This window comes from Prevotella sp. KH2C16 (genome assembly GCF_900113305.1).
Taxonomy (GTDB): Bacteria; Bacteroidota; Bacteroidia; order Bacteroidales; family Bacteroidaceae; genus Prevotella.
The window spans coordinates 305,465-318,827 of record NZ_FOOW01000001.1; the positions used below are offsets into that span (position 1 = coordinate 305,465).

Consider the following 13,363-nt stretch of genomic DNA (forward strand, 5'->3'; position numbering starts at 1 on the left):
GGGCTATTTTCTTTTTCCTAAGCGTTCATGGATTCCGTCCTGATAGGCACCCCAGAGCATGCCGAGGTCTTTCCATTGCCATGCCTTGGTGAAAGGCATGCTACAGATGGCGGGGATGGTGTAGCCTATGACTCCGATGAAGCTGCGCAGATAGCGCACGCCCCAGTTGCGTCCGTAGTGGTAGTTCAGGTAGGCCTCGTTGCGCACTTGGTAGTAACGCTTCCATTTTTTCTTCTGGTTTCGGGTAGTCCAGGTGTCGTTGTTGAAGAACTTGTGCTTGTCCATCAGGGCATGGATGGCGTAAACCAACTTGAATCCAGCCAGATGGGTGCGCAGGCAGTAGTCGGTGTCGTCGCAGAAAATGAAAAGGTCCTTGTTGGGTAACCCTATCCTCTCTACGACCTCGCGTTGGATGAAAGGTCCTTCAAAATCGCATCCCACGATAGGAATGGAGGGCTCTTTTGCATGATCTATGTCCTCGTTCTTCAACTTTCTGCCATGCATGGAGGCAAAAGGATGCGAGAAATCATAGTGTCGGAACTCGTGCGTAAAGGTCGTTCCTCCCATTTTCCGGTGGGGAGCGACGATGCCTGCACCTTCGGTTTCGGCAACTTTGATTAGGTTTTCGAGACATTCTTCTTGAGGAAAAACATCGTCGTCCATACACCAAATCCAGTCATACCCACCCTCGTAGGCTTTCCGGATGCCGGTATAGAAGCCACCGGATCCGCCCACATTATCCTGATGGATGACTTCAAGGTCAGGCTGGCTGTCGAGCCATTCATGGGTGCCGTCGGTAGCTCCATTGTCTACGACGATGATATTTTCAAGTCGTCGGCTTTGCCCGCGCAGGCAGTTGATGCCCCTTTCGAGCAGTTCCCTACGGTTATAGGTTACTACGACTGCCGTAATCTTCATCTTTCCAATCTTGTTTTAAGGTTTTCTGATGTTTCGTTGTTCTCGCGGCGCACCACCTTGCCGTCTTTCTCAATCCAGTCGCGGTCGAACTCTTCATGAGTCCGTTTCCATCGGTTGTGGCTCCAGAGCCAGTTGGCAGGTTCGCGACGGATGCTTTCCTCGAGCATCTTGAAGTACCAGTCGGTGATTTCCCATTCCGTGGTTTTCTTGGGTTCCGTGGTCATCAGGCGCATGTCGCATTGGTAATATCCTCGCTTCAAGCGGCGTATGTCGCCGTAGAACACGGCTTGGTTGGTATGGCGCACGATTCGCTCGGTACCTGTAAGCACAGGCGTGTCGTGATGGAGGAAGTCAGTCCAATGATGGATGTTCCACCACAGGGGCACTTGATCCGCTATATATCCCACTACGACGGGGTGTCCCTCCCGGTTGAACTGCATGATTTTGCGCAGCGATTCCTGCATGGGGATGCAAAGGGCGTTCTGTTTCTCCCGGACAACCTTGAAGAGTTTATCCATCGCCGCGTTCTCAAGGGGATGATAAAGTTCGCAACACTGGCAGTCTTCTGTTATCCAGAGCGGCAATGAGGTCATCCATTCCCAGTTGAAGACATGGCCGAGATAGACAGCTACCGATTGTCCTTCTTTCAGCAGACGATTGACTTCTTCAGTACCAGTATAGACCATCCGGCGACGGAACTCTGCCTTGCTGATGGTCATCATCTTGATGGTTTCTACGATATAGTCGCAGAACAGGCGATAGAACTGCTTCTCGATGGTGTGCAACTCTGTCTCGCTCTTTTCTGGAAACGAATCCGTGAGGTTCTTCCATATCACCTTATGGCGATATTTCACTCCGTGTGCTATCAGCAGATAGAGCCCGCCGCTGAGCAGATAGAGCACTCGGAAAGGCAGTAGTGAGATAAGCCACCAGAAGGCATAGTATATGGAGTAGACTATTTTCATGGGTCAGGCATCAGTTTGTCGTTTACCATTCGTTGCATGTATTGCTGTATGATGGCCTTGATTTCGCGCTCCATCTGTTGCTGTTGGGACACTTTCCCTGCGAGGTTGTGCTTCATGAGCCTGTCGGAAAGGGCATATACGGCCTTGGTCTTCTGCCCGTCGAACTGCAGCACATAGCCGTCTTTCACATATTGATAGGTGCCGTTCAGATAGTTTACGGCATAGGTATCTTCAGCCGGTGTGCTCATGAGGTCGCATCCGAAGGAAAGATAAGGCTTGTCGTAGCCCAATATTCCGAGCACGGTGGGCATGATGTCTATCTGCTGGGCAACGGCATCTTGCATGCCGGGCTGCACCTCGCCGCTCGGGTCGTAGATGATGATGGGCGAGGCGAAGAGGCCGAGGTCGGTCTCATATTCCGCATGGCAGCTCTGGTTGGTGTGGTCGCTGGTCATCACGAAGATGGTGTTCTTGAACCACGGCTGTTTGCTTGCGTTCTCGAAGAACTTGCCGATGGCCATGTCGGTATAGCGGATGCATTTATGGATGGGCACCTTGCCTTCCTTGAATACACCCCGGTATTGTTCCGGAACCTCAAAGGGATGGTGGCTCGACACGGTGAAGAGGGCCGTCATGAAGGGCTGTCTGAGTTCTCCGATCTTGGCACACCAGTATTGCAGGAACGGCTCGTCCCAGATTCCCCAGTTGCCGTCGAAGTCCTTGTCGCCCCCGAATCGACTGTCGGCATCGTAGTCCTGCCGGCCGTAATATTCCTGAAATCCCGTCTTGTTGGCAAAGGCCAGGAACCCCATGCTGCCTCGGTTGGCACCGTGGAAGAAGGCCGTCTCATACCCTTCCTTTCCCAGGATTCCCGCAATGCTGGTATATGAGTTCATGGAGGCCGGCGTGAGCACGAACGGCTCCACGAACATCGGGATGCCGCAGAGCACGGAGGGCATGCCGTCAATACTCTTGCGTCCGTTGCAGAAAGAGTATTTGTAGACGCGGCTCTTCCTTACGAGCTTGTCCACATTCGGCGTATAGCCCTTGTATTTTCCTCCTTCAAGATCTTTGTTGAGGGCTCCGATATACTCCCTGCCGAAGCTTTCCACGATGAGAATTACCACATTCTTCTTCTGGAAGGCATGTGTGGGACTGGGAATATGTATGGGCGTGAAGACTCGCTGCAGCTCGTCTTGGCTCTTATAATAGTCAGGAACCACGAAGACACTCTTGCCGATGGTGCGCAGCAGGGCAAACGGCGTGTTGAGCACCAGTCCGCATTCCACGGGCCGGTCTACATACTGGTTGGCGTTGTTGATGGTGATGGGGCGGATTCCCGTTCCTAATCCTCCGCGGGCTCCGCCAATGCAGAGGGGCACGGCGGCGGCGAGGAAGAGGGTGTACCATCCGGCGAACTTCCATCGCTGTCTGAGGGTGGGGTAGTCCGTGCGTTGGGTTCTTGGCATCACATAGAGTTTCCACATCAGCCAGACGACCACGATGGCGAGCAATACCAGATACCAGTGATTGACAACCTCCGTCAGGAAGATGCCGCCGAGGTTGTTCTCGTTGTCGAATTCCTGAAACACGCTTGTCGTTGTTCTCCTTGAAGTGTAGGGGAAGTAGACGGAATCAGCGAGGTTGGCTACGAGGGTGATTGCGTTTACCACTACGAAAAGCCACTTGCAGATTCTGTGATAGAGCGGAGTCTCCTTGATGAGCAGCGGGAAGAGCATCATCAGGATGTAGAGCATGTGGGTGTAGACGATGGCGGTGCGGTCGAACATGAATCCTCCGCCGAACATCCGGCACAGATGGGCAAAGGTGAGATCAGCCGAGAACAGGTCCCAGTTCTCCAGCAAGAATTCCACCCGGGCTATAGAATAATAGACGAATGCCATCGCCAGATTAGCCACAAGTGCTATGACGGGTCCCATTTGGGTATTTAGAATCGTTCTTTTCTTCATAGGTATGGCTATTCAAGTCCGTCTCTCCGTGCCCCTTTTCGAGGGTAGGGAGTCGATGCTTCCCTTTTGGCTGTCAGGGAGCGGCGGGCTTAAAGTTCTTTATATCTCCTGCATGTCGTGCAGTTTCTTGTAATATCCGTTTTTCTCTATGAGTTCGTCGTGCGTGCCCCGCTCCACGATTTCTCCCTCGTGGAGCACGCAGATCTCGTCGGAGTTCTTGATGGTAGACAACCGGTGTGCCACGGCAATGGTGGTGCGCGTCTTCATCAGCTTGGTCAGCGCGTCCTGCACCAGCCGCTCACTCTCGGTGTCGAGGGCTGATGTCGCCTCGTCGAGGATGAGGATGGGCGGGTTCTTCAGGATGGCGCGGGCAATGGAGATGCGCTGCCGCTGTCCTCCGGAGAGCCTGCCGCCCCGGTCGCCGATATTGGTTTCGAACTGATGATCCGACTCCATGATGAAGTCGTAGGCGTTGGCAATCCTCGCGGCCTTTTCCACTTCTTCCTTCGTAGCATTGTTCACGCCGAAAGTGATGTTGTTGTAATAGGTGTCATTAAATAGGATGGCTTCCTGGTTTACATTCCCGATGAGCTTGCGCAGGTCGTGGATGCCGAGCTCCTTCACATTGATTCCGTCGATGAGCACCTCGCCTTCCTGCACATCATAGTAGCGGGGAATGAGGTCGAGCAGGGTCGACTTGCCGCTTCCGCTCTGCCCCACCAATGCCACGGTCTTGCCCTTGGGGATGACGAGGTTGATGTCTTTCAGCACCCATTGCTGCTCATACTTGAACGAAACATGGCGAAACTCTATCTGGTGCTCGAAGTTTGCGATGTGTATGGGTTTTTCCGTTTCCTTGATTTCCACCTCCGCCTGGAGTATCTTGTCGATGCGCTCCATGGAGGCCAGTCCCTTCGGGATGTTGTATCCGGCTCTCGAGAACTCCTTCAGGGGATTGATGATGGAATAGAGAATGGTCAGATAATAAATGAATACCGGTCCGCTGATCTGGTGGCTGCGCATGACCATGATGCCGCCGAACCATAGCACGATGACAATCATCAGCGTACCGAGGAACTCGCTCATGGGGTGAGCGGCCTGCTGGCGTATCTGCACCCGCATCAAGTCGTTGCGGTAGGCCGAGTTGGTGCGGTCAAAGCGGTGGTTCATCTTGGTCTCTGCCCCGAAGGCTTTGATGATGCGGAGGCCGCCGAGGGTCTCCTCCACCTGGCTCATCGTGTCGCTCCAGAGAGCCTGCGCCTTGATGGAGTTGGCTTTCAGCTTTCTGCCCACGAAGCCCATGAACCATCCAAAGAGGGGCACGAAGAACAGGGTGAAGAGCGTAAGCTTCCAAGACACCAGCATGAGGGCTATGAAATAGGCCACGATGAGTATCGGATTCTTGATGAGCATGTCGATCCAAGCCATGATGGAGTTCTCTATTTCCTGTACATCTCCGCTCATGCGGGCGATGATGTCGCCCTTGCGCTCGTCGGAAAAGAATCCTATGTGCAGCGAGGTAATCTTGCGGTAGAGCAGGTTGCGGATATCGCGCACTACGCCCGTGCGTACCGGGATGATGAATGCCGACGACAGGAAGTAGGAACCGGTCTTGAGAAAGGTCATGAAAGTGAGTGCCAGCCCGATGATGAGGATGGTCGTTACGGGATTGGTAAGTTCTATAAGTTGGCGCACATAGTAGTCGGCGTTGTTGCTCAGCACCTCGGTAAACTTGCCCGAACCCCATGCCATGAGCTGGGTGGCGGTAGCGTGTCCCTTCGTGTCAAACAGTATCTGCAGGATCGGGATGATGGCTGCGAACGAGAAGATGTTCAGCAATGCCGATATCAGGTTGAATACAATCGACCAGATCAGATACTTCTTGTAGGGCGGCACGAAGCGCCTGATGACTTGTAGGAATTCCTTCATGGCTGCAAAGATACATCTTTTATATAGGACAGCCAAATTATATGCCGATTTTTTCGCCTCCGTTTTTTCACGGGAAATGCTCTGAAAGTACGATTGGAAAGGCATGGAATCACAGCCAAGACACACGGCTTGCCTCCGGAAAGGTTTCTTGTGGGAGGCCTGAAAGTGGCTTGCGCCGTCGGCATCGGCTGTGGGCGGTAGGTCGAGGGGCTGCTTTCTGTGTTGTTACACGCCGTGTGTAACAGGATTACACACGGCGTGTAACGCGATTACACACGGCTTGTAACCATGGTGGGGGTACCCTTTGCTTTTTTTAAATGCCGCCATCGGCGGAATTGTTTATGGGGAAAGGCGGAGGAATTAACGGTTTACCTCCTCGCCGAAGAGCGTTGCGCTGGTGCTTCCCGTAATCCTCACGCGCACGGTCTCGCCGATGTGGTGGTTGCCGCGGTCGATGATTACGGCCTTGTTTTGTGGCGTGCGCCCCATTAATTGCTGGCGGCTCCGCTTCGAGAAGCCCTCGATGAGGACATCAAACTCCTTGCCCTCGTCCTTCTTGTTCTGCTCCGCGCTCACCTCGGTCTGCAGGTGGATGAGCTCGTTGAGCCGCCTCACCTTCACCTCCTCGGGCACATTGTCGGGCAGATGCTTGGCCGCATAGGTGCCCGGACGCTCGGAATACTTGAACATGAAGGCGCTGTCGAAGCCTACCTCGCGGACGAGCGAGAGCGTCAGTTGCTGGTCTTCCTCCGTCTCGTCGTGGTAGCCCACGAAGATATCGGTCGTGATGCCGCAGTCGGGAATGATTCGCCGGATGGCGGCAATCTTGTTCAGGTAGTCCTCACGGGTGTATTTGCGGTTCATCAGGCGTAGTATCTTGTCGCTTCCGCTCTGTGCCGGGAAGTGGATGTGGTGGCAGAGGTTAGGTTCCTCGGCTATGGCGTGGAGGATGTCCTCGGTCATATCCTCAGGATTGGAGGTGGTGAAGCGCACGCGCATGGCAGGCACGGCCTGTGCCACCTTGCGCAGGAGCTGGGCAAAGGAGGTGCCGTTCTCGGGGCGTTTGCCGTTGGGGAGCAGGCCGTAGGAGTTCACATTCTGGCCCAGCAGGGTAACTTCCTTGAAGCCTTTCTGCTCCAGATCCTTCACTTCCCGCAGGATGCTCTCTACATCGCGACTGCGCTCGCGACCACGGGTGAACGGTACGATGCAGTAGTGGCAGAAGTTGTTGCAGCCGCGCATGATGCTCACGAAACCGCTCACATGGCTTGCCCCGATGCGCTGCGGCACGATGTCGCGATAGGTCTCGGTGGTGGAGAGCTCGATATTCATGGCATTGTGGCCGTTTTCACACTGCGCGATCATGTCGGGCAGGTTGAGATAAGAGTCAGGGCCGCATACCAGGTTGGCATAGTGGTGCTGTATGAGGTCGTCCTTCACGCGCTCTGCCATGCAGCCCAGGACGCCGAGGATGACCTTGCGCCCCTTCTTCTGCTCCGCATGGAGAGTGTCGAGGCGGTGATAGATCTTGTTCTCCGCGTTCTCGCGCACCGAACAGGTGTTCATGAAAATGGCGTCGGCATCGGCCTCGTTCTCGCACAATTCGTAGCCGGCCATGCCCATCACGGAGGCCACGACCTCGCTGTCGGCCACATTCATCTGGCATCCATAGGTTTCTATATACAGTTTCTTCATTTCCTTCTCTTTCTCTTGCTTGGGGGTGCAAATGTACTCATTTTATTTGAAACGGCCAACAGACCGTAGAAGAAAGCCGCTCCCGTGAAGAATCCTGCTATGGCATCGACGGCGTAGTGGGCTTGGATGTAGACCGTGGCAAGGCACAGGAGGAAGTATACGGGCAGCACGATGAAGAAGAGCGACTTGCTCTCTGTTCTTAGGATGAGCAGCATGCAGACGGTGGCCACGCCCACATGCGAGCTGGGAAAGGCGGCCGTGGGCCTTTCGCCGGCCTGCTTGGCGGTCTCCACGAGCTGATAGAACACGCCGTGGGTGTAGCCCGGAGAAGGCAGGCAGTCGGTGTGCTGGTTGAAATAGTCTCCCACGGAGGGGAACGCACCCTTGGCAATCTGGTCGATGCCTACGGCCTTGTAGTAGAAGGTGGGCCCCACCACAGGCAGCAGGTCGAAGATAATGTAGAAGAGGAAGAACGAGCCCATGATGATGAACACGCACTTCTGGAACTCGTCATGACGGCGGAAGAAATACCACAGGGCCACCAGCGCGATGATGAAATAATACATTGAGTAGCCCATGTCCATCAACTCGCTCACGACGGGCGACGGCAATGCCTTGGCGAAAAGCAGGGCAGGCTGGAAGCCGAAGAGAGCCTGGTCGGCTGCGGCAAACCAATGGTCGAGGTTGGGGAAGATGCGGTTGATTTCGTAGGTGTCGGGATACCATACGCTCAGGAGTGCCATCTGGGGCAGCACCCGCAGGAATTCTGTAAACCTGCAGGGCACGAGCCGGTAGACAATCCACAGCGCGGCGGTCATAGCGAGGATGCGTATGCGCCCCGTGATCATCGACTCCGGGTTTTCCAACTTCGTGTAGGCGAAGAAGACGAAGGCGAGGGTAAGCAGGAGATAGGCGATGACCACCCACTCGAAAGGATAGAGTCCCTTGCGGGGATTCTGCTCTATTTTGAAGAAATTCATATTTAAAGCCATTGGTTTTCCTTATACCACTTGATGGCAAGATGCGTTCCCTCCTTCAGGTCGAAGCGAGGTTTATAGCCGAGCTCGTCCACGGCGGGCTCGATGTCGCACCGCCAGTTGCGCTGGCGCAGGATGTTATACTTGTCGTTGTTGAGGGCAGAGATTTTTCCCGTGCGCCTCGCGATGAGTTCCCCGAAGTAGGTTACGATGCGCAGTACCCATACCGGTGCCTTGACGCGTATCCACCACGGACGGCCGAGCTCTTCGCGGATGTAGTTGCTGAAGGTGGACGACTGGTAGACCTTTCCGTCGCTCAGGAAATACTTGCGGCCGTTCATGCCGCGGTCGAGGGCGAGGAATACGGCCTGCACCACATCTTTCACATAGACGAAAGTGATGTCCTGGCGCCTGAAGCCGACGCTGAAGTCGGTGTGCGCCTTTATCGATTTCGCCATGAGGAAATAGTCTTTCTCCCGCGGGCCGTACACTCCCGTGGGTCGCAGGATGATGTAGGGAAAGCTGCTGCCGATGGAGTCGAGGAACCGTTCGGCCTCGAGTTTGCTCTTCCCGTATGCCGTATTCGGCCTCGGAATGTCGTGTTCGGTGATTTCCTGATAGGGCTGTCGCTCCTTGATAGCCCCGAAGACGGAGAGCGAACTCAGGTAGACGAATCGCCTGATGGGCATCTGCAGGGCGATGAGCGCCTCTGCGAGGTTCTTCGTTCCCTCGTAGTTTATCTTGTAGAAGTTGGTAGGGTCCAGGCATTTCGTGGTTCCCGCGGCATGCACGATGTAGTCGAACTCATGGCCTTTGAGCTGCTCTTCGAGCCGCTGTCGGGAAGAGAAGTCGAGCTCGATGAAATGGATGCGCCCGTCTTGCAGGTACTGCCTGGAGGAAGTCTTCCTGACGGCGGCCCATGTCTCGAAGCCCTGCTTGAGGGCTTCCTCCACGATGAAGCTTCCGATGAAGCCGCTGGCACCCGTGATAAGTATCTTCATTCCTTTTCCTTGAAAATGATTTCCGCTGCAAAGTTACTCCAAAAAAGCGGAGTGCGCAAGCGCAGGTGGGTAATTTTATTGTTTTTTCAAGAAAATCAGTCTCTTAGGGATGGCAGGACGGGCGGCGGCTTCCCATATTCCTTTTAACGGCTTCCAGCCTGACAAAATCGCCGATTTTGTCCCATGATTTCGGCGATTTCGTCGAACAATCTCGCCGATTTTGTCAACAAGGAAGCCGCCGCCCGTTTTCCTCCCGGCAGACAGTCGCATCGATGCCAGTAGGCCTTAGTTTCTCTTTTCATGGTTTTTTTGTTAGGATCTGATAATAGGTGCCAAGCCCCGAGGTGGTTGATAAATGTTATTTTTTTGTGTATTTTTTTACAGGTAATAGCTTTTTTTAGTATATTTGTATCGTTATAGAATGCCGATGATCTATCAACCGAACTCTAAATATTACTTTTAAATAAGGAAAAACGATGATGATGCTCCTGAAAATACTGGGTTATATCCTGATGATTATCCTAGAATTGGTTTATGCATACATAATTATTGGGGTGGCAAAGAATGTTTGGACAGGCATAAAAGAGAAGTCCAGCTTCATGATAGTTTGGAATTCGGTAGTGCTGATTCTGTGTTTTGCAGTTTTTGTTTGGCTCTTCCATCCCCATATGCTGGAAGACCTCTTCGGGTGGAAGGTGTGATTTTGTGTGGAAACAGACTTCTGAATAAACAGTAAGCGATGCCAGGGCCGTATGCCCGAGGCATCGCTTTTCGTGCGGGGAGGGCTCTCCGCATCTCTTCTTGTTAGCCTCTTGTTGTCGGAAAAATACTTCTTGGATGCAAATTTCTATAAATAATATGGATAAAATTGTCTTTTCTCAAATTATTTTAGTTAATTTGCAGCCGAACCAAAAAACATATTATCATTATGGGAAAAGAAACAAAAGGGGGAAAGCGCGTTACGAAGCGCCAGCTGGGCGAGCAGCTCGAGGCGTTTTTCTCCTCGCAACCGGATAAATCATTCTCGTTAAAGTACATCTTCAAAGCCCTCCATCTTAACACACATCCGGCAAAGATGCTGGCCATCGACACGATGGAGGAAATGGCGTGGGACGACTTCCTGACCAAGGTTTCGGACACTTCCTATCAGCTGAACACGAAAGGACAGGTGCAGGAAGGCCGCTTCATACGCAAGTCGAACGGGAAAAACTCATTTATTCCCGACGGTGGCGGCACACCTATTTTCGTCTCGGAACGCAACTCGATGTCGGCCTTGACGGGCGACCGGGTCAAGGTTTCGTTCATGGCGCGCCGTGCCAAGCATATCAAGGAGGCGCAGGTGATAGAAATCCTGTCGAGGAAGAAGGATACTTTCGTGGGTCGGCTGCGGGTGGACAGGGACATCGCGTTCCTCGTAACGAACGAGGCTCTCTTTACCCATGACATCCTCGTGCCGAAGAAAAAGCTGAAAGGAGGCAAGACCGACGATAAGGCCGTGGTGCGGATTACGCAGTGGCCGGACGCCGATCACAAGAATCTGGTGGGTGAAGTAATAGATGTCCTTGGCCAGATGGGCGATAACGACACCGAAATGAACACCATTCTGGCTCAGTACGGGCTGCCCTACAGGTATCCGAAGGCCGTGGAGAAAGCCGCCGACGGGATTTCCGGTGAGATTACCGAGCAGGACCTGAAGGAGCGGGAAGACTATCGCAGCGTGTGGACTTGTACCATCGACCCCGCCGATGCCAAGGACTTCGACGACGCGCTGAGCATCAAGAAGATTAGGAAAGGCCTCTGGGAGGTGGGCGTGCATATCGCAGATGTGTCGCACTATGTAAAGGAGGGCGACATCATCGACCGTGAAGCCCAGAAACGCGCCACCTCGATATATCTGGTAGACCGCACCATTCCGATGCTTCCCGAGCGTCTCTGCAACTTCGTGTGTTCGCTGCGTCCCGACGAGGACAAGCTCTGCTACAGCGTCATCTTCGATATGAACGATGAGGCCGAAGTGCTCAAGTATCGCATCGTGCATACCATTATCCGCTCCAACCGCCGCTATGCCTATGAGGAAGCACAGCAGCTATTGGAGCAGAACGGCGTGGTGGACGGCACGGGAGAGCCTGCGCCGAACCCCGGAAAGGCCGGCTATAAGGGCGAGTATGCCGAGGAAATCATCACCCTCGACCGCCTCGCGAAGAAGCTGCGGGCGCAACGGTTCAAGAGCGGAAGCGTGAAATTCGACTCCGAGGAGCTTCACTTCGATGTCGATGATAAGGGGAAGCCCATCCGTTGCTATTTCAAGCGATCAAAAGATGCCAATAAACTTATCGAGGAATTTATGCTGCTGGCCAACAAGACGGTGGCGGAAAGTGTGGGAAAGACCGTCAGGGGCAAGAAAGCCAAGGTGCTGCCTTACCGCATTCACGACAATCCAGACCCCCAGAAGATGGAAACCTTGCGGGAATATGTCGTCAGGTTCGGCTATAAAGTGAAGACCGACGGCACTAAGGGGGCAATAGCAAAGTCTATCAACAAGCTCATGGACGACTGCGAGGGCCGCCCGGAGCAGAAGCTTGTGCAGACGGTGGCTCTCCGGGCCATGATGAAAGCCAAGTATTCCGTGCACAATATCGGGCACTTCGGACTGGCCTTTGATTACTATACCCACTTCACGAGCCCGATTCGCCGCTATCCCGACACGATGGTGCACCGACTTCTCACCCGCTATGCAGAGGGCGGCCGCTCCGTCAGCGAGAAGCATTACGAAGAGCTTTGTGAGCATTGTTCTGACATGGAGCAGGTTGCCCAGAACGCCGAACGCGACTCCATCAAGTATAAGATGGTGGAGTTTATGGGCGAGCATATCGGTGAAGAGTACGACGCTCATATCAGCGGGGTTACGGCTTATGGCATCTATGCCGAGATAGACGAGAACCATTGCGAGGGCATGATACCGATGCGAGACCTCGACGATGACTACTATGAGTTCGACGAACGCAACTTCTGTCTGGTGGGCCGGCGGCATCATCATCGCTATCAGTTGGGCGATGCGGTCCGCATCCTTGTGGCAAAGGCGGATCTTGAGAAGCGGCAGCTCGACTTTACGATAGCCGGGAACAAGAGTGCGGAGAACCGTAATCGGCAAGAGAGCAGGCCGCCCTTCTCCAAAGAGAAGTCTTCGAGGAGAAACCGTCGGCGCAGATAGCAGTCATTGGAAGGAATGAAGATGCCGGAAAGGAAGCCCTTCTTTACCCGCAGCGAGGAGCTTTGGAATTCGTGGAGCCATGCCGGAGGCATTCTGCTGGGCGTGGTGTTCGGGGTGGTTTTCCTCGTGTGGTGCTTCCGTGAGCATGACGGATGGGCTACGGCAGGCGTCAGTCTCTACCTTTTCGGCATGCTCTGTTCGTATATTGCCTCGACGGCCTATCATGCGTTGAGGGCCGGCAGCAAGTGGAAAGAGCGTCTCCGCAAGTGGGATCATGCCGCCATCTACTGGCATATAGCGGGTTCCTATTCCCCCATCACGCTCGTGGCTCTTCGCGAGAGCGGCCTATGGGGGTGGGGATTGTTTGCCTTCGTATGGCTGTGTGCCATCGGGGGCACGATAGTCTCTTTCCGGAAGCTCAGCGATCACAGCAATTTCGAGACGCTGTGCTTCGTTGGCATGGGACTTTCCGTGCTCGTGGCGTTCAAGCCTTTGTTGGAAGCAGTCAGCACGGGAGCCGTTGTCTGGATTCTTGCCGAGGGTGTCGCATATATCACGGGGGCAGTTTTCTATACCCTTCACAGGCGCAGATATATGCACACGGTGTTCCATTTCTTCGTTCTTCTGGGCTCCGTCTGCCACATCATTGCCGTCTGGGACATCCTGCTGGAATACCTGTAGGTAAACGGAAAAGTTT

At 53.9% G+C, this 13,363-nt stretch carries 10 protein-coding genes; 3 read left to right on the forward strand and 7 right to left on the reverse strand.

Annotated features, from left to right (window positions below; all coding sequences use genetic code 11):
* Positions 1-3: 3 nt before the first annotated feature.
* From BM114_RS01205 to BM114_RS01235, 7 genes are all read right to left on the reverse strand, one after another.
* Positions 4-918, reverse strand: coding sequence for a glycosyltransferase family 2 protein (locus BM114_RS01205; RefSeq protein WP_092109417.1), 915 nt, complete (start codon positions 916-918; stop codon positions 4-6).
* Positions 915-1,883, reverse strand: a complete 969-nt coding sequence (locus tag BM114_RS01210; RefSeq protein WP_092109421.1) for a lysophospholipid acyltransferase family protein — start codon at positions 1,881-1,883, stop codon at positions 915-917. Before BM114_RS01210 ends, BM114_RS01205 begins: the two co-directional genes overlap by 4 nt.
* Positions 1,880-3,853: an LTA synthase family protein gene (locus BM114_RS01215; protein ID WP_092109424.1), complete on the reverse strand. Its 1,974-nt coding sequence runs from the start codon at positions 3,851-3,853 to the stop codon at positions 1,880-1,882. Before BM114_RS01215 ends, BM114_RS01210 begins: the two co-directional genes overlap by 4 nt.
* Before the next feature lie 99 nt (positions 3,854-3,952).
* Positions 3,953-5,782 carry an ABC transporter ATP-binding protein gene (locus BM114_RS01220; protein ID WP_092109427.1) on the reverse strand — a complete coding sequence of 610 codons (1,830 nt, stop codon included), beginning with the start codon at positions 5,780-5,782 and terminating at the stop codon, positions 3,953-3,955.
* Between the two features lie 360 nt (positions 5,783-6,142).
* Entirely contained in the window at positions 6,143-7,477 is a 1,335-nt protein-coding gene (miaB, locus tag BM114_RS01225) for a tRNA (N6-isopentenyl adenosine(37)-C2)-methylthiotransferase MiaB (protein ID WP_092109430.1), read from the reverse strand.
* The gene (locus BM114_RS01230) at positions 7,474-8,457 is read right to left on the reverse strand and encodes a phosphatase PAP2 family protein (protein ID WP_255406383.1); all 984 of its coding nucleotides are present in this window, start codon (positions 8,455-8,457) and stop codon (positions 7,474-7,476) included. Before BM114_RS01230 ends, miaB begins: the two co-directional genes overlap by 4 nt.
* Before the next feature lie 2 nt (positions 8,458-8,459).
* Positions 8,460-9,455: an NAD-dependent epimerase/dehydratase family protein gene (locus tag BM114_RS01235; protein WP_092109436.1), complete on the reverse strand. Its 996-nt coding sequence runs from the start codon at positions 9,453-9,455 to the stop codon at positions 8,460-8,462.
* Between the two features lie 476 nt (positions 9,456-9,931).
* Between BM114_RS01235 and BM114_RS01240 the strand changes: the two genes are divergently transcribed.
* The 3 genes from BM114_RS01240 (at position 9,932) to BM114_RS01250 (ending at position 13,347) form a co-directional block, all read left to right on the forward strand.
* Positions 9,932-10,156, forward strand: a complete 225-nt coding sequence (locus tag BM114_RS01240; RefSeq protein WP_092109439.1) for a hypothetical protein — start codon at positions 9,932-9,934, stop codon at positions 10,154-10,156.
* Between the two features lie 227 nt (positions 10,157-10,383).
* On the forward strand, positions 10,384-12,666 hold the full coding sequence (rnr, locus tag BM114_RS01245) for a ribonuclease R (protein ID WP_092109442.1): 2,283 nt from the start codon (positions 10,384-10,386) through the stop codon (positions 12,664-12,666).
* A 15-nt stretch (positions 12,667-12,681) separates the two neighbouring features.
* Complete coding sequence (locus BM114_RS01250) at positions 12,682-13,347, forward strand: PAQR family membrane homeostasis protein TrhA (RefSeq protein WP_092109445.1); 666 nt, start codon at positions 12,682-12,684, stop codon at positions 13,345-13,347.
* The last annotated feature ends 16 nt before the right edge of the window (positions 13,348-13,363 follow it).